At 68.9% G+C, this 22,685-nt stretch carries 22 protein-coding genes and 1 tRNA gene; 15 read left to right on the top strand and 8 right to left on the bottom strand.

The genetic code is table 11. The features are described 5' to 3' along the window. Window positions 1-42 precede the first annotated feature (42 nt). The 3 genes from PQV94_RS09225 to PQV94_RS09215 all read left to right on the top strand — a co-directional run bounded on the left by PQV94_RS09225 (window position 43) and on the right by PQV94_RS09215 (window position 1,694). The gene (locus tag PQV94_RS09225) at window positions 43-924 is read left to right on the top strand and encodes an SDR family oxidoreductase (protein ID WP_274285572.1); all 882 of its coding nucleotides are present in this window, start codon (window positions 43-45) and stop codon (window positions 922-924) included. A 142-nt stretch (window positions 925-1,066) separates the two neighbouring features. Then, window positions 1,067-1,375: a DUF7882 family protein gene (locus tag PQV94_RS09220; RefSeq protein ID WP_274285571.1), complete on the top strand. Its 309-nt coding sequence runs from the start codon at window positions 1,067-1,069 to the stop codon at window positions 1,373-1,375. A gap of 58 nt (window positions 1,376-1,433) precedes the next feature. Beyond that, on the top strand, window positions 1,434-1,694 hold the full coding sequence (locus tag PQV94_RS09215) for a hypothetical protein (protein ID WP_274285570.1): 261 nt from the start codon (window positions 1,434-1,436) through the stop codon (window positions 1,692-1,694). Here PQV94_RS09215 and PQV94_RS09210 read toward each other — a convergent pair. From PQV94_RS09210 to PQV94_RS09195, 4 genes are all read right to left on the bottom strand, one after another. Continuing rightward, window positions 1,685-2,527, bottom strand: a complete 843-nt coding sequence (locus tag PQV94_RS09210; protein ID WP_274288255.1) for a serine hydrolase — start codon at window positions 2,525-2,527, stop codon at window positions 1,685-1,687. The genes PQV94_RS09215 and PQV94_RS09210 overlap by 10 nt on opposite strands. A 69-nt stretch (window positions 2,528-2,596) precedes the next feature. Continuing rightward, entirely contained in the window at window positions 2,597-3,049 is a 453-nt protein-coding gene (locus tag PQV94_RS09205) for a Cpe/LpqF family protein (RefSeq protein WP_274285569.1), read from the bottom strand. 88 nt (window positions 3,050-3,137) lie between these two features. Beyond that, window positions 3,138-3,707: a hypothetical protein gene (locus PQV94_RS09200; RefSeq protein WP_274285568.1), complete on the bottom strand. Its 570-nt coding sequence runs from the start codon at window positions 3,705-3,707 to the stop codon at window positions 3,138-3,140. Further along, window positions 3,704-4,537: an inositol monophosphatase family protein gene (locus PQV94_RS09195; protein WP_274285567.1), complete on the bottom strand. Its 834-nt coding sequence runs from the start codon at window positions 4,535-4,537 to the stop codon at window positions 3,704-3,706. The genes PQV94_RS09200 and PQV94_RS09195 overlap by 4 nt, the downstream gene beginning before the upstream one ends. A 104-nt stretch (window positions 4,538-4,641) precedes the next feature. On the opposite strand from PQV94_RS09195, the gene PQV94_RS09190 reads away from it, so the two are divergent. The 3 genes from PQV94_RS09190 to PQV94_RS09180 all read left to right on the top strand — a co-directional run bounded on the left by PQV94_RS09190 (window position 4,642) and on the right by PQV94_RS09180 (window position 5,821). Continuing rightward, window positions 4,642-4,714: transfer RNA gene (locus PQV94_RS09190), tRNA-Lys, on the top strand. A gap of 70 nt (window positions 4,715-4,784) precedes the next feature. After that, entirely contained in the window at window positions 4,785-5,192 is a 408-nt protein-coding gene (locus tag PQV94_RS09185) for a DUF1622 domain-containing protein (protein WP_274285566.1), read from the top strand. A gap of 38 nt (window positions 5,193-5,230) precedes the next feature. Next, entirely contained in the window at window positions 5,231-5,821 is a 591-nt protein-coding gene (locus PQV94_RS09180) for a hypothetical protein (protein ID WP_274285565.1), read from the top strand. Window positions 5,822-5,846: 25 nt separating this feature from the next. Here PQV94_RS09180 and PQV94_RS09175 read toward each other — a convergent pair whose 3' ends face one another. Continuing rightward, complete coding sequence (locus tag PQV94_RS09175) at window positions 5,847-6,413, bottom strand: TetR/AcrR family transcriptional regulator (protein WP_274285564.1); 567 nt, start codon at window positions 6,411-6,413, stop codon at window positions 5,847-5,849. Window positions 6,414-6,547: 134 nt separating this feature from the next. Between PQV94_RS09175 and PQV94_RS09170 the strand changes: the two genes are divergently transcribed. Then, the gene (locus PQV94_RS09170; RefSeq protein ID WP_274285563.1) at window positions 6,548-8,995 is read left to right on the top strand and encodes an MMPL family transporter; all 2,448 of its coding nucleotides are present in this window, start codon (window positions 6,548-6,550) and stop codon (window positions 8,993-8,995) included. A gap of 61 nt (window positions 8,996-9,056) precedes the next feature. On the opposite strand, the gene PQV94_RS09165 is transcribed toward PQV94_RS09170, so the two are convergent. Both PQV94_RS09165 and PQV94_RS09160 read right to left on the bottom strand, forming a co-directional pair. Then, window positions 9,057-10,280, bottom strand: a complete 1,224-nt coding sequence (locus PQV94_RS09165; protein WP_274285562.1) for an MFS transporter — start codon at window positions 10,278-10,280, stop codon at window positions 9,057-9,059. Then, on the bottom strand, window positions 10,277-10,711 hold the full coding sequence (locus PQV94_RS09160; protein WP_274285561.1) for a MarR family winged helix-turn-helix transcriptional regulator: 435 nt from the start codon (window positions 10,709-10,711) through the stop codon (window positions 10,277-10,279). The genes PQV94_RS09165 and PQV94_RS09160 overlap by 4 nt, the downstream gene beginning before the upstream one ends. A gap of 70 nt (window positions 10,712-10,781) precedes the next feature. Here PQV94_RS09160 and PQV94_RS09155 point away from each other — a divergent pair, with 70 nt between their 5' ends. Continuing rightward, window positions 10,782-11,966 (top strand): acetyl-CoA C-acetyltransferase, encoded by a 1,185-nt coding sequence (locus PQV94_RS09155; RefSeq protein WP_274285560.1) that lies wholly within the window; start codon window positions 10,782-10,784, stop codon window positions 11,964-11,966. 20 nt (window positions 11,967-11,986) lie between these two features. On the opposite strand, the gene PQV94_RS09150 is transcribed toward PQV94_RS09155, so the two are convergent. Next, window positions 11,987-12,244, bottom strand: coding sequence for a hypothetical protein (locus PQV94_RS09150; RefSeq protein ID WP_274285559.1), 258 nt, complete (start codon window positions 12,242-12,244; stop codon window positions 11,987-11,989). A gap of 114 nt (window positions 12,245-12,358) precedes the next feature. On the opposite strand from PQV94_RS09150, the gene PQV94_RS09145 reads away from it, so the two are divergent. The 7 genes from PQV94_RS09145 to adhE all read left to right on the top strand — a co-directional run bounded on the left by PQV94_RS09145 (window position 12,359) and on the right by adhE (window position 22,634). Beyond that, complete coding sequence (locus tag PQV94_RS09145; protein WP_274285558.1) at window positions 12,359-13,765, top strand: alpha,alpha-trehalose-phosphate synthase (UDP-forming); 1,407 nt, start codon at window positions 12,359-12,361, stop codon at window positions 13,763-13,765. After that, on the top strand, window positions 13,762-14,529 hold the full coding sequence (otsB, locus tag PQV94_RS09140; protein WP_274285557.1) for a trehalose-phosphatase: 768 nt from the start codon (window positions 13,762-13,764) through the stop codon (window positions 14,527-14,529). Before PQV94_RS09145 ends, otsB begins: the two co-directional genes overlap by 4 nt. 46 nt (window positions 14,530-14,575) lie before the next feature. Next, a complete protein-coding gene (gene ilvD / locus PQV94_RS09135; protein WP_234075230.1) occupies window positions 14,576-16,282 on the top strand; it encodes a dihydroxy-acid dehydratase in 1,707 nt (568 codons plus the stop codon). A gap of 43 nt (window positions 16,283-16,325) precedes the next feature. Continuing rightward, complete coding sequence (locus PQV94_RS09130; protein ID WP_274285556.1) at window positions 16,326-18,128, top strand: acetolactate synthase large subunit; 1,803 nt, start codon at window positions 16,326-16,328, stop codon at window positions 18,126-18,128. 1 nt (window position 18,129) lies between these two features. Then, the gene (gene ilvN, locus PQV94_RS09125; protein ID WP_274285555.1) at window positions 18,130-18,639 is read left to right on the top strand and encodes an acetolactate synthase small subunit; all 510 of its coding nucleotides are present in this window, start codon (window positions 18,130-18,132) and stop codon (window positions 18,637-18,639) included. Window positions 18,640-18,726: 87 nt separating this feature from the next. Beyond that, window positions 18,727-19,752, top strand: a complete 1,026-nt coding sequence (gene ilvC, locus PQV94_RS09120) for a ketol-acid reductoisomerase (protein ID WP_137417264.1) — start codon at window positions 18,727-18,729, stop codon at window positions 19,750-19,752. Between the two features lie 191 nt (window positions 19,753-19,943). After that, a complete protein-coding gene (adhE, locus tag PQV94_RS09115; RefSeq protein WP_274285554.1) occupies window positions 19,944-22,634 on the top strand; it encodes a bifunctional acetaldehyde-CoA/alcohol dehydrogenase in 2,691 nt (896 codons plus the stop codon). The last annotated feature ends 51 nt before the right edge of the window (window positions 22,635-22,685 follow it).

The following is a 22,685-nucleotide window of genomic DNA, read 5'->3' as shown; positions in this document are numbered from 1 at the left end:
CAGCATGGCCCGCAGGTATCCGACCACGACGAGAGGACGATCATGAACACGACCGCCGACCCGCGCGAGGGTGAAGGATCCGAGGGATTCCCCTGGCAGGAGCAGTCGCAACCCGGGAAGACCGCGCCCATGGATCCGCAGCCGGATCACGGCGAGCAGAGCTACCGCGGGACCGGCCGGCTGACCGGGCGTCGCGCGCTCATCACCGGTGGCGACTCCGGCATCGGGCGGGCAGTGGCGATCGCGTTCGCCCGCGAGGGCGCCGACGTCGCGATCGGCCATCTGCCGGAGGAAGCCGACGACGCCGCCGAGACGGTGCGCTGGATCGAGGAGGCCGGACGGCGCGGCGTCGCCCTCGCCGCGGACATCCGCGACACGGACGCAGCCACGCAGATGGTGGAGCAGGCGCATGAGCAGCTGGGAGGTCTCGACCTCCTGGTGCTCAACGCCGGATACCAACGCGATCGCGAGAGCATCGAGACGATCCCGCTCGACGACGTGAAGCGGGTCTTCGACACCAACCTCGTCGGTCTGATCGCCGGTGCGCGTGCTGCGGTGCCCCTTCTGGAGGAGGGTGCGTCGATCATTGTCACGAGCTCGGTGCAGGCGTTCTCGCCCTCGCCGTCGCTGATCGACTACGCCATGACGAAGGCGGCGCAGGTCGCCTTCGTGAAGGCCCTCGCCGAGGAGCTCGGGCCCCGCGGGATTCGTGTCAACGCGGTCGCGCCAGGACCGGTGTGGACACCTTTGATCCCCGGCACCGGCTGGGACGCGGAGCGTATCGAGACGTTCGGCACGGATACGCCGTTGGGTCGCGCCGGGCAGCCCGCCGAACTCGCTGGAGCCTATGTGTACCTCGCCTCGGATGCGGCGCGCTACGTCAGCGCCGCCGTTCTGCCGGTCACGGGCGGCAAACCGCTCTGAATCTCCACGACCGGTGCCGGCCGTTCGTCTGCGGAGCCTTGCATGCGTATCGCGGACGACGACCGGCGCCGGTGTGTTCGGGCCACCGATCATCGAAGCAGGGTCGCGACCGAGCGGCCACGGGTGGGAGCGCGGAAGCAGTATGGGACGACTCTGGTACGGGCGCGAGGAGTACTTCGTGGTCGAGGACGATCTGATCGCGCACCTGCGCGTCGTGACGATGAACAAGCTTCGTCGTGGCGAAGCCTTCATGCTGACCATGCCCACCGCCGACGGCACCGGCGGTCGACGGAGCCTGTGGATGTCTCCGGCGGTGCCGCTGTCGTTCACATACTCTCGACGGGGCACCGTGCAGATCAGGCGGGAGCTGATCGAAGCGCTGATGGATGCGGCCAACAGCCCCGACGGGCTGGACGTACAGGACCTGATGACGGGACACACCTCCTCCTAGGCGGCCGGTCGTCGGCGACGTGAGAGCATGTCGACGTCGCAGACCCGAAGGAGCAGCCATGCCCGATCCGCGCCGCCGTCCTCTCGGTACCGGAGCGCGCACGCTGGATCCCGCCGATGCGCCGGAACGTTGGCGCCTCACGGGGAGTGAGGAGGGCGTCCCCGAAGCGAACTGGGGCCACTGGGTGCGACTGGCGCAGCGGATCCTCGAGGTCGACGCCTTGTCTCGTGAGCGGGAGGGACGCGGTGACGCCTGGGATCAGGGATTCGCCGCCGGTCATGCGGAGACGAGCGATGCTGCCGGGAATCCCTACCGCTGACCGGGCCCCTCGGCCGCCAGACGCAACGCATCCGCACCCAGGCCGAACACGTCGCGTTGGGCGCCGGTGATCGCCGCGGGATCATCTCCTCGGAGCTGGATGACCACGGTGACCCGTTCGCCCTCCACCGTCTCTCCCGACCAGGATGCGGCGAGAACGCCCGGCGCGGAGCCTCCCTTGAAGCCCAGGTAGGGCAGGAGTGCGCGGTCGAGATCTGCGCCGATCCCCGGGTTCTTCGAAAGGATGGCGCGCACGGTCTCGTCGCCGGTGTCGAGCAGGGCCCGATGCGCCGCGGCCACGGTCGCGGGAGTGGCGAACCAGTCGACGCCGCTGTTCCAGGCCGGACTGGTGACGCTGGCCGCATCCACTGACAGGGGAGCGGTGTCGAGGCTCTCGAGGATGCGTCGGCGCCCCGCGTCATCCGCATCACTCCACTGGGCGAAGACGGCTGAGTCACCCCAACCGAGGGTGAAGAAGTCCTTCGTCGTCAGCCAGGGGGTGTTGCCCTCGCCGCCGACGCTCGCGAAGGCCGCCTCGATGCGCTCTCGTCCGAGTCGGCGGATGAGCAGGTCGGTCGCGGTGTTGTCGCTGATCGCGATCATCTCCTGCGCCGCATCCCGCACGGACACCTCCGTGCCCGTGGGTTGATCCTGCAGGCGCCCCGACGGCAGGCTCCGGTCGGCGTCGGTCAGCACGAGTGTGTCGTTCCATGCCAGCTCCGACGAACGGACGGCCTCGGCGGTGGCGAGAAGCACGAAGAGCTTGAAGACGGAGCCGAGCGGGGCAGCTTCGTCCGCCCTGCGCTCGAGGAGCTCCTCGTCGCCGCGGGCGATGACGACCCCGATCTCGCCGGGCAGCTGATCGAGACGATCAGCGACCTCGTCGAGCGAGGACGATGCTCTTCATGGCTCGGACGCAGGCCCGAGGAGGAGGGCGACGATCTTGTCCTCGTCGTTGATCGCGACGGTCATGTCGAATGCTTCGCCGATCGTGCCCTTGAGAGTCGCCACCGCGGACCGTTCGTCGCCCTGGTAAGCCGTGACGGTGAACGGCGCTGCGGGTCTGATCTGCGTATTGAGCAACTCGGCGACCTCTGCTGCGGATACCTCGGCGGTGAAGGTCGTGTCGAGGTGGGGCTCCCACTCGGCGGCTGTGGTGTCCTGCTCGGCGTCCAGGACGTCGATGATCCACGCGGTCTTCGCGCCCACGGCTGTGTCGGCGATCTCCGCGGACAGCGACGAGGGTGTCGGCGACGCAGAGTCCGACGTCTCCGTGGCAGGAGAACACGCCGTCAGAGCGAGCGCCGCCGCAGCGAGAAGGGCAAGGGACGAGCGAGGGCTCAGCCGGCGAGGCATGGCGGGGTCCTTTCGTGGGGATCCCTTCCACGCTAGGCGCGCACCTGCCGCAGCGCCTCCGTCTGGCGGGGGAGTTCTCGGCCCTTCGTCAGGAGCCGGGACGCTCGACCAGCAGAAGTCCCTGTTTGGTGTCGGCGAGTGTGATCCAGCCGTCACCGAACTGGTACGTCATGCCGTAGCCGTCGGAATCCGGGTTGAGCACGTTCGCGGGATTCTCGGTGATGTACTCGTCGCCGATGCTCTTCCAGCCGCTCGCCAACAGTTCGCTCCGGGCGGTCTGGGCCTCGGTGTCGCTCACCGGCGCCCACCCGAACACCTGGACGTGATCGCTCGCGACCGAGTAGTCGCCCCAGACGCACTGGATGCCCTCGGGGAAGGTCAGGCTGCCGACGCGGAACACGTCTTCCTTCGCCGTCCACTTGGCCTTCGCGAAGTCCGCGATCACGTCGTCCGGGAGAAGCGACTCGCACGTGGGCTTGTCGATCGTCCCTGGCGTGGGCTCGCTGGTGGCGACAGGCGTCGGTGTGGCGGCGTCGGGTGCGGACGCGGGAGTGGATGCGGCGGGCTCCGGCGCGGCAGGGCTCGAGCAAGCGGCGAGCGACAGCGCGCCGATGATGAGGAGCGCGGAGCCGAGCGAGGTGCGGGTACGGCGGATCATGCCGGGGTCTCCGAGTCGGTAGCGGGGGAGAAGAAGTCGAGGAAGGACTGGTGGAGCGCGCCGTTGGTGGCGAGCACCGACCGGGTCGAGAGCGAGTCGGTGCCGTCGAAAGCTGTCATCCGTCCGCCGGCTTCGGTGATGATCGGGCCGAGGGCCGCGATGTCGTACTCCTTGACGTCGAATTCGGCCACCATCTCGAGTCGGCCCTCGGCGAGAAGCATGTAGGGCCAGGCGTCACCGTAGCCGCGGTCGCGCCAGACGGTGCGCGAGAGCCGGATCAGACCGTCGAGGTGACCTGCGTCATCCCACTGCGCGATGCTCTGGAAGCTGACGCTGGAGCGGTCGAGGCTGTCGACCTCCGACACGGCGAGCCGGCGCGGCTGCGCGGCGCCGTTCGTCCAGGCGCCTTCGCCCTCGGCGGCCCACCACCGGCGTCCGATCGAGGGCTGGCTGACGACGCCGACGCGCGGCACGCCGTCGACGGCGAGGGCGATGAGCGTCGCCCAGATCGGGATGCCCTTCAAGTAGTTGTGCGTGCCGTCGATCGGGTCGATGATCCACTGGCGAGCGCTGTCGCCGACGGAGCCGAACTCCTCGCCCAGCACCGCGTCGTCCGGCCGCTCCGTCGACAGGATGTCGCGAATCGCCCTCTCGGTCGCGATGTCCGCCTCCGTCACGTAAGACGCGTCGGGTTTCACCTCGATGCTGAGGTCGGCGGCATCGAAGCGGGACATGGCGACCGCATCCGCTGCATCCGCCATCCTGAGCGCCAGCGCGAGGTCGTCGGAGAAGCCGCCCGAAGGCGCACCGGAAGACGAAGTGGGGGACATGACCGCCAGCCTACCCGGCCGACCTCGGCTCGATTGGCGCTCCGCTGCGTCGGGTGATAGCGTTGTCCCTCGGTTCGGAAAGTGAGTTTCTCGCCCCGAATCACGCACCTCTAGCTCAATCGGCAGAGCAACTGACTCTTAATCAGTGGGTTCAGGGTTCAAGTCCCTGGGGGTGCACGGATTGCCTCGACAGATCTCGCCATCTGCCGGGGCTTTCTGCTTTTCGGGGCGACGCTAGGCTGACGCCGTGCAGCTCGAGCCGGTGTTCACCGCGGTCGCCGTGGGTTTCGAAGTCGTCGGAGCGACGGCCATGGTCGTGGGAGCCCTGATCGCCGTCATCCTCGCGGCACGCTCCCTCGGACGCCGGGAGGGCGGGCGGGCGGCATTCATGGTGCTGCGGACGACGCTCGGGTCCGCGATCCTCCTCGGGCTGGAGGTGCTGGTAGCCGCCGATCTTATCCGCACGATCACGTCCAAGCCCTCTTTGGAGGACGCGCTGATTCTCGGCCTGATCGTGCTCATCCGCACGGTGCTGTCCATGTCCATCCAGATCGAGATCGATGGCGTGCTTCCCTGGCGACGAGCGCTGCTGACCAGCGGCGGTCAACTGATCGGCGAGGCCATCGCGCGCGATCGGGACGCATCCGCCCGATGACGTCGGAGAGGCTGACGCCCGATCGATAGTGTCGGATCATGCGCTTCTCCTCTCCCGTCGCCGCTGCGGCGGTACTCGTGGCTGCCCTCGGCCTGACGGCCTGCTCGGCGCCCGCGTCGAGTACCGCGCCAACGCCTTCCGTCACGTCGGCGGCTCCCGCCGAGCCGACGTTGGCCGTGGGTGCCGTCGTCGATGCGACGACCGCGCAGGAGATCGGCACGCGCGGCACCCAGCGCGCTTATCCCATGGCCGACGGCAGCTTCGTGGTCGTGGACAGGGGAGAGCCGTTGCCGGAGGCGGTACAGGCAGATATCGACGCCAAGGCCGTCGCTTTCTCCGAGGAATGGGGCAGCGACGCGCAGGCGGCCGCGACGTCGGCGTCGTTGCGCGCCCGCGAGAAGGTCATCGCGGATGCGTCATGGGGCACGGGCAAGCGCCCCATCCTCATCTTGAAGATGACCGCGTACGAAACTGCCGAGGCCGATACGCCGACGACGTTCTGGATGGTCAACGGGGCCGGCCCTGCTCCGGACGGGGTTTCGCGCTCGCGCGAGGAGATGACCGCCGTCGTGAACGAGTGGCTTGCCCAACAGGACGACCCGGACGCTTACGTCGTCATCCACGGCTGATGCACGCTGGAGTGAGCCGGGAGGTTCACGCCGAGAGGCGGTCGAGGGGGCCGAACAGGGCCTGCCAGAGCCACTGGATCGCCACCTCGATCGGCGGCAGCGGGTCGCGTGCGAGCCAGGCGGTGATGACGCCCAGTGCACTGCCGGTCACGCTCGCTGCGACAACGTCGACCGGGAGTCCGTCGAACACCGACGGCGCGCCCTCGCCCACGGCGTCGCCGACGATCCGCTCCACCCGAGCACGCAACTGGGCGGCGACCGTCAGTGAGCCGTGCTCACCAAGGACGAGTCGATAGAGGTCGGCGTTGTCGGCGATGTGCTGGAGGTACGTCGTCAGCTCGGCGGGCGGCTGGCTGATGTCGCGCGGGTCCGCGGAACGGATGATCCGGCTCGACACGTCGTCGACGGCCGACTCCAGCGCGTCGGCGAGGAGCTGGTCCTTGTCGGCGTAGTGCTGGTAGAAGCTGCTTCGGTTCACCCCCGCCTCGGCTGCGATGTCGGCCACGGTGATCGCGTCGAGCGGACGCTCACGGGCGAGATCGAGCAGTGCGTTCTGCAGACTCGCTCTCGTGCGCGCCACGCGGGGATCCATCCCGCCATCTTGTCAGAGCGGCTGTGCCCTGCTGGGAGTTCTCCCACATGTGATGGTTTTGCAACACGTGTCGGATATCCTCGACGAGGCTCGATGGAGCGCCGCTTCCCACCCACCCCTCGGAAAGGCACGTCGTGGCCCAACTCCTCTACCGGCTGGGGCGCTTCTCGGCGCGCCGCGCCTGGCTCGTCCTCGTCGCCTGGGTGATCGCCCTCGGCGTCGCGGCGGGATCGTTCGTCGCCTTCGGCGGCACGCTCGCCACCTCCTTCAGCATCCCCGGCACCGAGACCGAGCGCGTCAACGACCGCCTCGCCGACGCCCTTCCCGACCTCACGGGGGCCAGCGCGCCCGTCGTGTTCCAGACGGACGGTCAACCGTTCACCGACGAGCAGAAGGCCGACATCTCCTCGCTGCTGAAAGACGTCGCCGGTATCGACGGCGTCGCGGGCACGGTCGACCCGTTCCAGACCGAGGCGCAGCGCGCCGATCAGGCCGCGCAGCTCGAGTCCGGCGCCGCGCAGCTCTCGCAGGGTGAGACCCAGCTGGATGCGGCGCAGCAGCAGCTCGACGCGGGCAAGGCTCAGCTGGACGCCGCGATCGCCGAGGCTCAGGCAGCGGGCGTGTACGCCCAGGCCGAGGCACAGTTCGCCGCGCAGCAGGCGCAGATCGCCGCGGGGCAGGAGCAACTCGACGCGTCACGTGCCCAGCTCGAAGCGCAGAAGCCCCAGCTCGAGGCGGGTCAGGAACTGCTCGACGCCGCATCCGCCATCCGCACCGTCTCGACCGACGACGCCACGGCTCTCGGCAACGTGTCCTTCTCGGAGGACATGTTCTCGCTGCCGCAGGAGACCAAGGATGCGGTCGCGGACCGCCTCGACGACGCCGAGATCCCGGGTGTCCGCATCGACTACTCCTCGACGATCGCCCAGTCGACCGATGGCCTCATCGGCGTCGGCGAGCTCGTCGGAGTGCTCATCGCGGCGCTCGTGCTCGCGATCATGATGCGGGCGCTGCTTCCCGCCATCACGCCTCTCATCGGGTCGCTCATCGGCGTCGGTGTCGGCGTCGCCGGATCCCTCGCCTTCTCGGACGTCGTCGACATGGCATCGGTGACGCCGATCCTCGGTGTCATGCTCGGTCTCGCCGTCGGCATCGACTACTCGCTGTTCATCGTGAACCGGCACCGCAAGCAGGTGCTCGCCGGCATGGACATCGGCGAGTCGATCGGCCTGGCCAACGGGACGGCGGGCAACGCCGTCGTCTTCGCCGGCACCACCGTGATCATCGCCCTGGTCGCCCTCCTCGTCACCGGCGTGCCGTTCCTCGGCGTGATGGGTGTCGTGGGCGCGGCGTGCGTGTTCGTCGCCGTCCTCGTCGCCATCACGGTCACGCCCGCCCTGCTCGGGCTCATGAAGCTGCGGGTGCTGCGCCGCGGGCTGCGCGCGAAGGTCGGGCATCCCGATCACGCACCGGCCGAGCTGCGGCCCATGCGCACCGGACGCGTGGTCGCCGCGGGCGCGGTCGCGATCATCGCTCTGCTCGTCATCGCCATCCCCGCCCTGTCGATGCGTCTCGGACTGCCCGATGGCTCCTCGGAGGCCACCGACACGACCCAGTACCGCGCCTATACGGCGGCGACCGAGGCATTCGGCGCCGGCGTCAACGGCCCGCTGCTGGTCGTCGCCGAGACGCCGCAGGCGGTGGCGGAGAGCGATCGCGTCACGACGCAGGCCGACATCGTCCGCACGCTCATGGCGCAGGACGACGTGGATGCGGTCGCCCCGATCGCGGTCTCGGATGACGGCAAGACCTTCGCGTTCCAGGTGGTCCCGCAGGACGGGCCCGCCAGTGAGTCGACCGAGACGCTCGTGCACGACCTGCGCGCCCTCTCACCGCTCGACGGCGACATCGAGCTCGGCGTGGCGGGCCAGGCGTCGGCCAACATCGACGTGTCGCAGAAGCTCGCCGACGCGCTGCCCGTCTATCTCGCCGTGGTCGTGGGCCTCTCGCTCGTCATCATGGTGCTGGTGTTCCGGTCGATCCTGGTGCCCATCATCGCGACTGCCGGTTACGTGCTGTCCCTGTTCGCCGCGCTCGGCGCCGTCACCGCGATCTACCAGTGGGGCTGGCTGAGTGATGTCTTCGGCGTGCACGATCCGGGCCCGGTGCTGAGTTTCGGACCGATCATCCTGATGGGTGTGCTCTTCGGACTCGCGATGGACTACCAGCTGTTCCTCGTCTCGGGCATGCGCGAGGCGTACGTCCACGGCGCTCCGGCACGCGCGGCGGTCGTTGCGGGCTTGCGGGGCGGGCGTGCGGTGGTCACGGCCGCGGCGATCATCATGATCTCCGTCTTCGGCGGCTTCGTCTTCAGCCACCTCGCGATGGTGCGTCCGATCGGCTTCGGGATGGCGATCGGTGTGCTCTTCGACGCGTTCATCGTGCGCATGGTGATCGTTCCGGCGCTCATGCACCTGTTCGGGCGCGCGGCGTGGTGGCTGCCGCGCTGGCTCGACCGCATCCTGCCCGATGTCGACGTCGAGGGAGCGGCGCTCGAACGTGCTCACCCTGTGAAGCACTGACTCCGCGCGACGTGGAAGAGGGGTGCTCACCGGACGGTGGGCACCCCTCTTCGTGCGCGTGTCAGGCCGCGTCGCCGACGAGGACGGCGGCTCCTTCCTCGGCCGCATCCGCCGGACGCTCGTCGATGCGACGCAGAGCGCGGCGCCCGAGAGCGATGGTCAGGGCGGCGATGACGATGGATGCGGCGGCCACGAGGTACGGCACCGTCGCGTTCGACGCGTGCCACAGCCATGCGGCAAGCGGGGGAGCGGCCGCCCCGCCGAGGAAGCGGACGGCCGAGTAGGCCGAGGATGCGACCGCACGGGGGAGATCCGTGGCCTCCATGACCGCTTCGGTCAGCACGGTGTTCATCACGCCGAGCAGCAGACCGCCCACGACGATGCAGGTCACCAGCGCGGCGGAGCTCGCGACGAGGATCCCCCCGACGACGAGATCGATGGCGAGCAGCGGCAGGACGACGAGCATCACGCCCGAGCGGGTGAAGCGTCGCAGCAGGAGCGGCGCGACCCACACGCTCGTGATCGCCAGGGCGACACCCCACCCGAAGAACGTGAAGCCGATGCCCATCGCCCCGAACCCGAGCGGGAACGGCGAGAAGGCCAGCAGGGTGAAGAAGCCGATGTTGTAGAACAGGGCGGCTACCGCGAGCACGGCGAGGGCCGGCTGTCCGAGCGCGCGGAACGGCGCCGACAGCGGCACGGGCGAGCGCTTCTCCTTCGATCCGCGGAGCAGCACGGCGACCGCGATGAAGGCGATCGCCATGAGCGCGACGACGCCGAAGAACGGACCGCGCCAGCTCACCTCGCCGAGCAGTCCGCCCAGCAGCGGGCCCACCGCGATGCCGACGCCGAGCGCGGCCTCGTACAGCACGATCGCTGCCGAGCTCCCGCCGCTGGCGGCCCCCACGATGGTCGCGAGCGCCGTGGAGATGAACAGAGCGTTGCCCAGTCCCCACCCGGCCCGGAAGCCGATGATGGCGTCGACGCTGCCGGACAGTGCGCTGAAGAGCGAGAAGACGACGATGAGGGCGAGCCCAGCCAGGAGCGTCGCTTTCGCCCCGATGCGGCTGGAGATCCAGCTCGTGACCAGCATCGCGAGGCCCGTCACGAGCAGGTAGCTCGTGAACAGGAGCTCGGTCTCGACCGGGGTGGCCTCGAGCGACTCCGCGATCGCGGGAAGGATCGGGTCCACGAGGCCGATGCCCATGAACGCCACGACACATGCGAAGGCGACGGCCCACACCTGGGCTGGCTGGCGCCAGACGGATCCTGTCGCGCCGCTCATCGTGCTGCTCCCGCGAAAGCGTCGGTGCGCGACATCAGGATGCGGGACGCGTGCTCGAGCGCGGTCCATTCCGCGTCGTCGAGGTCCGCGAACAGCGGCTCCAACGCCTCGCCCAGCTGCGTGCGCCACGCATCCATCGCCTCGGATCCTGCCGGCGTGATCGAGACGAGCGTCACCCGGGAGTCCTCCGCGTCGCGCTCACGTTCGACCAGGTGCAGGTCGGCGAGCTGACCGACCAGTCGGGTCATGCCGGGCTGTGTGGTGCGGCTCAGTCGCGCCAGATCGCCCACGCGCTGGGGGCCCTCCTTCTGCAGGATGCTGAGCGCGCGCCACTGGGCGGCGGGGGCATCGTTCTGTGTCGTGACGGCGGCGACGCGGGTCAGCGCGTGCGCGGCGACGACGATCCTCTCGATGGCTTCGGCTTTTCGCATTACCAAAGTATATACCTGCGGTATGTAACGGGCGGCGGGGGGAATTGCGGCGCAGCCGTAGGCTGGGGAGATGACTCCCGACGACATCGTGATCGTTGCCGCCGCCCGCACGCCGCAGGGGAGGCTGAAGGGGCAGCTGGCTTCGATCCCCGCGCCCCAGCTGGGCGGGATCGCCATCCGTGGCGCCCTCGCCCAGGGCGGGATCCCCGCATCCGCTGTCGATGCCGTTCTCATCGGTCAGGTGCTTCCCGCGGGGACCGGTCAGAACCCGGCCAGGCAGGCGGCGATCGCCGCGGGCCTCGGCTGGGACGTCCACGCCGCCGGGGTCAACAAGGTCTGCCTGTCCGGACTCACCGCCGTCATCGACGCTGCACGGATGATCCGTGTGGGCGACGCGTCGGTGGTCGTCGCAGCGGGTATGGAGTCGATGAGTCGTGCACCCCACCTGCTGATCGGGTCGCGCGACGGGTACGCCTACGGCAGCGTCGAGGTGCTCGACCACATGGCGTACGACGGCCTCACCGACGCGTTCGACCGGGTGAGCATGGGCGAGTCGACCGAGCGCCGCAACGCCGACTACGAGATCACGCGTGCCGAACAGGATGCGGTCGCCGCACGCTCGCATCGTCGTGCGGCCGCCGCCGTGGAGGCGGGCCTGTTCGACGCCGAGATCGTGCCGGTCGAGGTCCCGCAGCGTCGAGGCGAGCCCGTCACCATCACGCGCGACGAGGGAATCCGCGCCGACACCTCCGAAGAGGTGCTCGCGAAGCTGCGTCCCGCCTTCGCCGAGGGCGGGACCATCACGGCGGGCAACTCGTCGCAGATCTCCGACGGCGCATCAGCGGTCGTGCTCACGACGCGCAGCCACGCCGACGCGCAGGGATGGAAGGTATTGGCAGCGCTCGGGGCGAGCGGGCAGGTCGCCGGCCCCGACAACTCGCTGCACGCGCAGCCGGCGCGCGCCATCGCCCGGGCGCTCGAGCGGCAGGGACTCGCCGCATCCGATCTGGATCTCGTCGAGATCAACGAAGCCTTTGCCGCGGTCGTCGTGCGCTCCCAGCGCGAGCTCGGAGTCTCCGACGACGTGGTCAACCCGCAGGGCGGCGGCATCGCGCTGGGGCACCCGATCGGTGCCTCGGGCAACCGGCTGGTCGTGCACGCCGTGCACGAACTCGTGCGGCGCGGATCCGGCACCGCTGCGGTCGCGCTGTGCGGCGGCGGCGGTCAGGGCGACGCGCTCATCCTCGTGCGCTGACGACCGCGCGGCGCCGACTCTCAGCGACGCAGGCGCTGGCGCAGCAGCTTGGTCTCGTCGCCGGAGACGGGGGAGTCGCCGGCGGCCACGTGCCCGCGCTTGGCTCGGAATGTGTCGACGATCGCGCCGATCGCGAGGGCGAGCGTGATGCCCCAGCTGACCCACGCCAGCGCCGTCCGCCAGGTGAAGGGCTCCTCGTTGTTGCGCAGCCCTCGAAAGAGCGTTGCGCCCCCGAGCAGGGCGCTGAACAGACCGGAGCCGAAGAGGTAGGAGCGCATGAGCCCACGCTATCGCGGGAGGATACCCCCTCGCTCGGGGCTTGCGCGAACCCCTGGAGGCCCTGCACGCCGCTGTTAGCCTGAGTGGCATCCCGAGAGACCAGGAGTGCTCGCGTGCCACAAGCAGAGTTCGTCGTCGTCGCCAATCGCCTTCCCGTCGACCGAGACGCCGACGGCGGATGGCGTCGCAGCCCCGGCGGGCTGGTGACGGCGCTCGAACCGGTGATGCGAAAGAGCGACGGCGCCTGGGTCGGCTGGGCCGGCAAGCCCGACCTGGAGCTCGAGCCGTTCGATGCCGATGGCACGCACCTCGTCCCGATCACGCTGACCGCCGAAGAGGTCGAGCTGTACTACGAGGGCTTCTCGAACGACACGATCTGGCCGCTCTATCACGACGTGATCGCGGCTCCTCGGTACCGCCGCGAGTGGTGGAACGCCTACGTCGCCGTCAATCGTCGCTTCGCCGAGGCCGCCGCAGAGGTCGCGGCCGAGGGCGGCACGGTGTGGGTGCAGGACTACCAGCTGCAGCTCGTTCCGAAGTTCCTCCGCGAGCAGCGGCCCGACCTGACGATCGGCTACTTCCATCACATTCCGTTCCCTGCATACGGGCTGTTCTCCCAGCTGCCGTGGCGTCGTCAGGTGCTCGAAGGACTCCTCGGCGCCGACGTGATCGGTTTCCAGCGCGTGGCGGATGCGGGCAACTTCGCCCGCGCGGTGCGCCGCCAGCTCCGCTACGAGACGAAGTCGACCGGGATCAAGGTCCCGCAGGCCGACGGCTCGGTGCGCATGGCGCTCGCGCGTGCGTTCCCGATCTCGATCGACGTGGCCTCCTACGTCGAGCTCGCCGAGCGGCCCGAGATCCAGGCGCGCGCCCGCGAGATCCGCGAAGAGCTCGGCAATCCGCGCCACATCCTGCTCGGCGTCGACCGACTCGACTACACGAAGGGCATCCGCCACCGCATGAAGGCGTTCGGCGAGCTGCTGCAGGACGAGCGGCTCTCGGTCGAGGACGTGACCCTCGTCCAGGTCGCGAGCCCGAGCCGCGAACGGGTGGAGACCTACCAGCAGCTGCGCGACGAGATCGAGCTGACGGTCGGGCGTATCAACGGCGACTACGACACGATGGGCCACACCGCCATCCGTTACCTCCACCAGGCCTTCCCCAAGGAGGAGATGGTGGCGCTGTATCTGGCCGCCGACGTCATGCTCGTCACGGCGCTGCGCGACGGGATGAATCTCGTCGCCAAGGAGTACGTCGCGAGCCGCATCGACAACCGCGGCGCGCTCGTGCTGAGCGAGTTCGCGGGAGCGGCCGACGAACTCGGCAGTTCGCTGCTCGTGAACCCCCACGACATCCAGGGCCTCAAGGACACGATCGTCCGCGCGATCGAGATGACACCGGCGGAGCAGGGACGACGGATGCGGGCGCTGCGCCGCCGCGTGCGCGAGCACGACGTCGAGGACTGGTCACGGGAGTTCCTCGCCGCCCTGGCAGGAATTCGGGGGAGCGGCAGGGCGTGAACGATCTGGAGAGTCTCGCCCGAACGCCGCGGCTTCTCGTCGCGCTCGACTTCGACGGCACGCTCTCGCCGCTCGTGGACGAGCCGATGTCGGCGCGCATGATCCCCGAGGCGCGTCAGGCGCTGGATGCGCTGGTCGCGCTGCCCGACACCGACGTCGCACTGGTGTCGGGTCGGACTCTGGCCGATCTCCGCGTGATCAGCGAGCACTCGGACGACTCGCTCTTCCATCTCGCCGGATCCCACGGCGCCGAGACGTGGCATCCCGGCACGCAGGCGGAGGACGACGACGCCGCCGATCGTGCCGATCGGGTGCTTCTCGACGAGCTCGTTGCCGAGGCGCAGCGCATCGTCGCGGGCATCGACGGTGCGTGGGTCGAGCCGAAGGCCTTCGGGTTGGGCCTGCACACGCGTCTCGCCCAGCCGGATGCGGCCGAGCAGGCTCAACGCGAGATCGACGCTCTGATGCAGGAGCGCGCTCCGCGGTGGCGGCGACGTACCGGACGCGACATCCTCGAGTTCGCCTTCCGGCACGAGGGCAAGGATCAAGCCGTCGCGGCCCTGCGCGAGCGTCTCGGTGCGACGGCCGTGCTGTTCGCGGGCGACGACGTGACCGACGAGGACGCGCTGCGTTCGCTCGGCGACGGCGACCTGGGCGTTCACGTCGGCGGGGGTGACAGCGCCGCATCCGTGTCGGTCGAAGACCCGGCTGCCCTGGCTGCCCTCCTCACCCGGTTGGCGCAGCTTCGCGCACGACGAGGATGACCGCTCGGCGACCGTGACAGGGGCCCGGCCGCAATAGACTGCACGGGTGAGCCACCCCGACGAAGCGATCGACATCAAGCCGCGCAGCCGAGCTGTGACGGACGGCATTGAAGCCACCACCTCCCGCGGCATGCTGCGTGCCGTCGGCATGGGAGACGAGGACTGGGACAAGCCCCAGATCGGCATCGCCTCCAGCTGGAACGAGATCACCCCCTGCAACCTCAGCCTCGATCGGCTCGCGCAGGGCGCGAAGGAAGGCGTGCACGCCGGCGGCGGCTACCCGCTGCAGTTCGGCACGATCTCCGTCTCCGACGGCATCTCGATGGGCCACGAAGGCATGCACTTCTCGCTCGTCAGCCGCGAGGTCATCGCCGACTCCGTCGAGACGGTCATGATGGCCGAGCGCCTCGACGGCAGCGTGCTGCTGGCCGGCTGCGACAAGTCCATCCCCGGCATGCTCATGGCCTCGGCCCGCCTCGACCTGTCGAGCGTCTTCCTCTACGCGGGTTCGATCGCGCCGGGCTGGGTCAAGCTCAGCGACGGCACCGAGAAGGACGTCACGATCATCGACTCCTTCGAGGCCGTCGGCGCGTGCCTCGCCGGAAAGATGAGCGAGGCCGACCTCAAGCGCATCGAGTGCGCGATCGCGCCGGGCGAGGGAGCGTGCGGTGGCATGTACACCGCCAACACCATGGCCTCCGTCGCCGAGGCGCTCGGTCTCAGCCTCCCCGGCAGTGCCGCACCGCCCTCCGCCGACCGCCGCCGCGACTACTTCGCGCACCGCTCGGGCGAGGCCGTCGTCAACCTGCTGAAGCTCGGCATCACCACGCGCGACATCCTCACCAAGGAGGCGTTCGAGAACGCGATCGCCCTCGCCATGGCACTCGGCGGCTCGACCAACGTCGTGCTGCACCTGCTCGCCATCGCGCGCGAGGCGGATGTCGAGCTCTCGCTCCACGACTTCAACCGCATCGGTGACAAGGTTCCGCACGTCGCCGACATGAAGCCGTTCGGCCAGTACGTCATGAACGACGTCGACCGCCACGGCGGCATCCCGGTCATCATGAAGGCGATGCTCGATGAGGGTCTGCTGCACGGTGATGCGCTCACCGTGACCGGCAAGACGCTCGCCGAGAACCTGCGCGAGCTCGACCCTGACCCCATCGACGGCACGGTGATCCACACCTTCGACAACCCGATCCACGCCACCGGCGGCATCACGATCCTGCACGGATCGCTGGCGCCCGAGGGCGCTGTCGTCAAGACGGCCGGCTTCGACGCCGCCGTGTTCGAAGGGCCCGCACGCGTGTTCGAGCGCGAGCGCGCCGCGATGGACGCCCTGGAGGCAGGAGAGATCCGCGCCGGAGACGTCGTCGTCATCCGTTACGAAGGACCGAAGGGCGGCCCCGGCATGCGCGAGATGCTCGCGGTGACGGCCGCCATCAAGGGCGCTGGCCTCGGAAAAGATGTACTACTCTTGACGGACGGACGATTCTCGGGCGGCACAACCGGCCTGTGCATCGGCCACGTAGCACCGGAAGCGGTGGACGCAGGTCCTATCGCTTTCGTGCGCGATGGTGATCTGATACGGGTCGATATCGCGGCTCGCTCTCTCGACCTACTCGTCGATGAGGCCGAGCTGAGCTCCCGCCGCTCTGGCTGGGAGCCGCTTCCCCCGCGCTATACCCGTGGCGTCCTGGCCAAGTACTCGAAGCTCGTGCGTTCGGCTGCCGAAGGCGCCGTCACCGGGTAACTTCGCCTCCGACATCCCGTCATCCCCACCCGAGGTAGTTCCCATGTCCTCAGACATCTCTGCGGCCATTCCCCGGCCGCCCGCCCGTGCGCAGTCCGCACCCGTGATCACGGGAGCGGAGGCCGTCGTCCGCTCGCTCGAACTCGTCGGCGTCACCGACGTGTTCGGGCTTCCGGGCGGCGCGATCATGCCCGTCTACGACCCGCTCATGGACGATGAGGCCGTGCGCCACATCCTCGTGCGCCACGAGCAGGGTGCCGGCCACGCCGCCGAGGGCTACGCCGCCGCATCCGGTCGCACCGGCGTCGCCATCGCGACGTCGGGCCCCGGTGCGACGAACCTCGTCACGGCGATCGCCGACGCCTACATGGACTCCGTGCCGCTCGTGTGCATCACCGGACAGGTCTTCTCGACGCTGATGGGCACGGACGCGTTCCAGGAGGCCGACATCGTGGGCATCACGATGCCGATCACGAAGCACTCCTTCCTGGTGAAGACGGCCGAGGAGATCCCCGGTGCGATCGCGGCCGCCTTCGAGATCGCCAGCACGGGACGCCCGGGGCCGGTGCTCGTGGACATCACCAAGGACGCCCAGCAGGCCACGGCGCCCTTCATCTGGCCGCCCAAGGTCGAGCTGCCCGGCTACCGTCCGGTGACCAAGGCCCACGGCAAGCAGATCCAGGCCGCGGCCCAGCTGCTGTCCGAGGCTCAGAAGCCCGTTCTGTACGTCGGCGGCGGCGTGATCCGCTCGCGCTCCTCCGACGAGCTGCGTGTGCTGGCCGAGGCGACGGGCGCGCCGGTCGTGACGACGCTCATGGCTCGAGGCGCCTTCCCCGACTCGCACCCCCAGAACCTCGGCATGCCCGGCATGCACGGCACGGTCCCTGCGGTGCTCGCGCTGCAGGAGGCGGACCTCATCGTCGCCCTCGGTGCGCGCTTCGACGACCGCGTCACGGGCAAGGCCTCACTCTTCGCCCCCGGCGCGAAGGTCGTGCACGTCGACATCGATCCCGCGGAGATCTCGAAGATCCGCTTCGCAGATGTGCCGATCGTGGGCGATCTGAAGGAGGTGCTCGTCGACCTCGACAGTGCCTTCCGCCAGACTGTGGGCGACCAGAAGCCCGACATCACCGAGTGGTGGAGCTACCTCGACGGCCTCCGCGACGAGTTCCCGTTGGGCTACGCGCCCACGACCGACGGGCTGCTCTCGCCGCAGCAGGTCATCTCGCGCATCGGCGAGCTGAGCGGACCCGAGGCGATCTACGCCGCCGGTGTCGGCCAGCACCAGATGTGGGCCGCCCAGTTCATCAAGTACGAGCGTCCCAACTCGTGGCTCAACTCCGGCGGCGCCGGAACCATGGGCTACGGGGTCCCTGCCGCGATGGGTGCGAAGGTCGCAGAGCCCGACCGGGTCGTCTGGGCGATCGACGGCGACGGATGCTTCCAGATGACCAATCAGGAACTCGCGACCTGCGTGATCAACGAGATCCCGATCAAGGTCGCGATCATCAACAACTCGTCGCTGGGCATGGTGCGCCAGTGGCAGACGCTGTTCTTCGACGGCCGCCACTCGAACACCGACCTGAACACCGGACACGGCACCGCCCGCATCCCGGACTTCGTGAAGCTCGCCGACGCCTACGGCTGTCTGGCGATCCGCGTGGAGCGCGAGGACGAGATCGACGCCGCCATCAAGCTCGCCCTCGAGACGAACGATCGCCCCGTCGTGATCGACTTCGTCGTGTCGGCCGACGCGATGGTATGGCCCATGGTCCCACAGGGAGTGAGCAACAGCTTCGTGCAGTACGCCCGCGACCACGCGCCCGAATTCGACAAGGAGGACTGACATGACTTCACACGTGCTGAGCCTCCTCGTCGAGGACAAGCCGGGTCTGCTGACCCGCGTGGCGGGCCTGTTCGCCCGCCGCGGCTTCAACATCGAGTCGCTCGCCGTGGGCGTGACCGAGGTGCCGGGCCTGTCCCGCATCACGGTCGTCGTCGACGTCGACCAGCTCCCGCTCGAGCAGGTGACCAAGCAGCTCAACAAGCTGATCAACGTCATCAAGATCGTCGAGCTGGATGCGGCCGCCTCCGTCCAGCGCCAGCACGTGCTGGTAAAGGTGCGCGCCGACAACGCGAGCCGCTCCAACGTGCTCGAGGTCGTAAACCTGTTCCGCGGCTCGGTCGTCGACTACGCGCCGGACGCGCTCGTGGTCGAGATCACCGGCGACAAGGGCAAGGTGGACGCTTTCCTCCGCGCCCTCGAGCCCTTCGGCGTCAAGGAGATGGCGCAGTCCGGGCTGCTCGCGATCGGTCGCGGCGGCAAGAGCATCACCGAGCGCGTCCTGCGCGGATAACCCCTTTCGCAAGCCGTTCACCGGTCGTTGAGCGAGCGCAGCGAGTCGAAACGCAACGACCGATACACGAAGGAGAAAACACACACCATGGCTGAGATCTTCTACGACGCCGACGCCGACCTCTCGATCATCCAGAGCAAGAAGGTCGCGATCGTGGGCTACGGCTCGCAGGGTCACGCCCACGCGCAGAACCTGCGCGACTCCGGCGTCGAGGTCGTCATCGCGCTCAAGGACGGCTCCAAGTCCGCCGCCAAGGCGCAGGAGGACGGCTTCGAGGTCAAGTCGGTCGCCGATGCCGCCGAGTGGGCGGATCTGATCATGATCCTCGCGCCCGACCAGCACCAGCGCTCCATCTACGCCGACAGCATCAAGGACAAGCTGACCGCGGGCAAGACTCTCGCCTTCGCGCACGGCTTCAACATCCGCTTCGGCTACATCGAGACGCCCGAGGGTGTCGACGTGATCCTCGTCGCCCCGAAGGCGCCGGGCCACACGGTTCGTCGCGAGTTCGTCGCCGGCCGCGGTATCCCGGACATCATCGCCGTCGAGCGCGACGAGACCGGCACCGCCTGGGCCACGGCGCTCTCGTACGCCAAGGCGATCGGCGGCACGCGCGCCGGTGTCATCAAGACGACCTTCACCGAGGAGACCGAGACCGACCTCTTCGGCGAGCAGGCCGTTCTCTGCGGCGGCATGAGCCACCTCGTGCAGTACGGCTTCGAGACGCTGACCGAGGCCGGCTACCAGCCCGAGATCGCCTACTTCGAGGTGCTGCACGAGCTGAAGCTCATCGTCGACCTCATGTGGGAGGGCGGCATCGCCAAGCAGCGCTGGTCGATCTCCGACACGGCCGAGTACGGCGACTACGTCTCCGGCCCGCGCGTCATCGACCCCTCGGTGAAGGAGCACATGCAGGCTGTTCTCGCCGACATCCAGTCCGGCGCGTTCGCCAAGCGCTTCATCGACGACCAGGATGCCGGTGCTCCCGAGTTCCTCGCGCTGCGCGAGAAGGAGCAGGGCCACCCGATCGAGGCGACCGGCAAGAAGCTGCGCTCGCTCTTCTCGTGGCAGCAGCAGGACTCGGACTACACCGAGGGCTCTGCCGCTCGTTGATCCGCGCCTGAGCGCCTGAACACCTCGCCGCGCACCACGCGGCGGACCTGGCCCGGCCACCGCATCCCGAACACAGGATGCGGTGGCCGGGTCTTTTCCGTGGGACCTTGGGCCCTGGGTAGTGGTCTGACCAATTCATAACCTGGTCCCATGACGCGCGGCGAATGACCGCGCAGAGTGGGAGTGTTCCGATGTCTGTCGTCATCGATGCCCTCGTCGACCGGGCCCAAGAAGCTCTGGCCGCGTACGCATCCTTCACCCAGGAGCAGATCGACCAGATCGTCCGCAAGGCGTCGGTCGCTGCCCTCAGCCACCACGCCGACCTCGCCGTGCTCGCCGTCGAAGAGACGCGCCGAGGCACCTTCGAGGACAAAGCCGTGAAGAACATGTTCGCGTGCGAACACGTCACGAACTCGATCATCAACCAGCGCACGGTCGGGGTGATCTCGACCGATGAGCTGACCGGCATCACCGAGATCGCCGACCCGGTCGGCGTCGTGTGCGCCCTGACTCCGGTCACGAACCCGACGTCCACCACGATCTTCAAGTCGCTCATCGCGCTGAAGACCCGCAACCCCATCGTGTTCGGCTTCCACCCGTCGGCTCAGCGCTCGTCCGTGGCCGCTGCGACGGTCGTGCGCGATGCGGCCATCGCCGCCGGCGCGCCCGCCGACTGCATCCAGTGGATCGAGGAGCCGTCGATGGAGGCCTCGGGCGAGCTCATGAACCACCCGGGCGTCGCGCTCATCCTCGCCACCGGCGGCAACGCCATGGTGCGCGCGGCGTACTCCTGCGGCAAGCCGGCCCTCGGCGTCGGCGCGGGCAACGTGCCCGCCTTCATCGAGCGCACGGCGAAGGTCGGTCGCGCGGTCAACGACATCGTGATCTCGAAGTCGTTCGACAACGGCATGGTCTGCGCCTCGGAGCAGGCCGTCATCCTCGACGCTCCGATCGCGAAGGAAGCACTCGCGGAGTTCGCGCGCCTGCACGCCTACATGGCGACGCCTGCCGAGAAGCGCCTGCTCGAGGAGTTCATCTTCGGTGTGGCCGCCGACAGCGCCAACTGCGCGGACGCGAAGCTCAACGCATCCGTCGTCGGACAGTCGCCCGTGTGGATCGCCCAGCAGGCCGGCTTCGAGGTTCCCGCGGACACGTCGATCATCCTCGCCGAGGTCTCCGGCGTCGGGCCGCACGAGCCCCTGACGCGCGAGAAGCTCGCGCCCGTGCTCGCCGTGCTCCACGCCCGCAACCCGCAGGAGGGCATCGACCTCGCGGAGCAGATGGTCGCCTTCGACGGCCTCGGCCACTCCGGCGCGATCCACAGCAACGATCCGGCGGTGATCGCCGACTTCGCCGACCGCGTGAAGGCCGTGCGCATCATCGAGAACGCCCCGTCGGCCCTCGGCGGCATCGGCGACATCTACAACGCGTTCATGCCGTCGCTGACCCTCGGCTGCGGCTCCTACGGTCACAACTCGGTCTCGAACAACGTCTCGGCGGTGAATCTGTTGAACATCAAGCGCGTCGGTCGGCGCAACAACAACCTGCAGTGGTTCAAGATCCCGGCGAAGACCTACTTCGAGCCGAACGCGCTGCGCTACCTGATCGACATGAAGCACGTCGACCGCGTCACGATCGTCACCGACGCCACGATGACCAAGATGGGCTTCGTCGATCGGGTCGTCGACATCCTGCACCGACGCCCGACGCCCGTGCACCTGCAGATCATCGACCGGGTGCTGCCCGAGCCCACCGTGGCGAGCGTGCAGGCGGGAGCCGCGCAGATGCGCGAGTTCCAGCCCGACACCATCATCGCGCTCGGCGGCGGCTCGCCCATGGACGCGGCGAAGGTCATGTGGCTGCTCTACGAGAACCCCGACGTGCAGTTCTCCGACATGCGCGAGAAGTTCTTCGATGTGCGCAAGCGCGCGTTCAAGTTCCCCGACCTCGGTGCCAAGGCGAAGCTCGTCTGCGTTCCGACGACCTCGGGAACCGGAAGCGAGATGACGCCGTTCGCGGTGATCACCGACGAGACCACGGGCATGAAGTACCCGCTCGCCGACTACGCGCTCACCCCGTCGGTCGCCATCATCGACCCGACACTGACCGCGGCGCTGCCGGCCTTCCTCGTGGCGGATGCGGGCTTCGATGCCTTGACCCACGCGACCGAGGCGTACGTGTCGGTGTACGCGAACGACTACACCGACGGTCTGGCGCTGCATGCGATCAAGCTGATCTTCGAGAACATCGTGCGCTCCACCCAGGCGCCCGCCGGCTCCAAGGACGCCGCCGACCTGCTGGCCCGCGAGAAGATGCACAACGCCGCATCCATCGCCGGCATGGCGTTCGGCAACGCGTTCCTCGGGATCGTGCACGCCATGGCGCACGTGACCGGCTCGAAGTTCCACCTCGTGCACGGCCGCACCAACGCGATCTACCTGCCGCACGCGATCCGCTACAACGGACGCGTGCCCAGCAAGGTCACGAGCTGGCCCAAGTACGAGCGCTACATCGCGCCGGAGCGCTACCAGGAGATCGCCAAGCACCTGGGCCTCAAGGCGGACACCCCGGAGCAGGGCGTCGAGAGCTACGCCCGCGCGGTCGAGAAGCTGCGCGACGCCGTCGGCATCGAGCGCTCGTTCCAGGCGCAGGGCGTCGCCGAGGGCGACTTCATCGGGCGCCTCGACGAGCTCGCCATGGCCGCCTACGGCGACCAGTGCGCTCCGGCCAACCCGCGTCTGCCGCTGCTTGCGGACATGCGCACCCTCATGGAGGCCGCCTACTACGGCACCTCGTTCGACGAAGTGCGCGCCGCTCGTGCGCACGCCGAAGCTGCGGCGGATGCGGCGACTGAGCCCGCCCGTCCGACGCAGGACGCCTGAATCCCCTTCTGGGCGTCCGGGCCCCGGGATCCTCGTGATCCCGGGGCCTTC

Source organism: Microbacterium sp. Clip185 (assembly GCF_028743715.1).
Lineage (GTDB): Bacteria > Actinomycetota > Actinomycetes > Actinomycetales > Microbacteriaceae > Microbacterium.
The sequence above is the reverse complement of the archived record's forward strand: the minus strand, read 5'-3'. Positions and strand labels throughout refer to the sequence as shown.

Bases quoted from the DNA above. Each gene is read 5' to 3' on its own strand.
- PQV94_RS09215 (WP_274285570.1), top strand. From the start codon at position 1,434: ATGCCCGATCCGCGCCGCCGTCCTCTCGGTACCGGAGCGCGCACGCTG.
- ilvN (WP_274285555.1), top strand. From the start codon at position 18,130: ATGACTTCACACGTGCTGAGCCTCCTCGTCGAGGACAAGCCGGGTCTG.
- PQV94_RS09130 (WP_274285556.1), top strand. From the start codon at position 16,326: ATGTCCTCAGACATCTCTGCGGCCATTCCCCGGCCGCCCGCCCGTGCG.
- PQV94_RS09160 (WP_274285561.1), bottom strand. From the start codon at position 10,711: ATGCGAAAAGCCGAAGCCATCGAGAGGATCGTCGTCGCCGCGCACGCG.
- PQV94_RS09180 (WP_274285565.1), top strand. From the start codon at position 5,231: ATGCGCTTCTCCTCTCCCGTCGCCGCTGCGGCGGTACTCGTGGCTGCC.
- PQV94_RS09225 (WP_274285572.1), top strand. From the start codon at position 43: ATGAACACGACCGCCGACCCGCGCGAGGGTGAAGGATCCGAGGGATTC.
- PQV94_RS09150 (WP_274285559.1), bottom strand. From the start codon at position 12,244: ATGCGCTCCTACCTCTTCGGCTCCGGTCTGTTCAGCGCCCTGCTCGGG.
- PQV94_RS09195 (WP_274285567.1), bottom strand. From the start codon at position 4,537: ATGTCCCCCACTTCGTCTTCCGGTGCGCCTTCGGGCGGCTTCTCCGAC.
- PQV94_RS09220 (WP_274285571.1), top strand. From the start codon at position 1,067: ATGGGACGACTCTGGTACGGGCGCGAGGAGTACTTCGTGGTCGAGGAC.
- PQV94_RS09175 (WP_274285564.1), bottom strand. From the start codon at position 6,413: ATGGATCCCCGCGTGGCGCGCACGAGAGCGAGTCTGCAGAACGCACTG.
- adhE (WP_274285554.1), top strand. From the start codon at position 19,944: ATGTCTGTCGTCATCGATGCCCTCGTCGACCGGGCCCAAGAAGCTCTG.
- PQV94_RS09205 (WP_274285569.1), bottom strand. From the start codon at position 3,049: ATGCCTCGCCGGCTGAGCCCTCGCTCGTCCCTTGCCCTTCTCGCTGCG.
- PQV94_RS09155 (WP_274285560.1), top strand. From the start codon at position 10,782: ATGACTCCCGACGACATCGTGATCGTTGCCGCCGCCCGCACGCCGCAG.
- PQV94_RS09165 (WP_274285562.1), bottom strand. From the start codon at position 10,280: ATGAGCGGCGCGACAGGATCCGTCTGGCGCCAGCCAGCCCAGGTGTGG.
- PQV94_RS09200 (WP_274285568.1), bottom strand. From the start codon at position 3,707: ATGATCCGCCGTACCCGCACCTCGCTCGGCTCCGCGCTCCTCATCATC.
- ilvC (WP_137417264.1), top strand. From the start codon at position 18,727: ATGGCTGAGATCTTCTACGACGCCGACGCCGACCTCTCGATCATCCAG.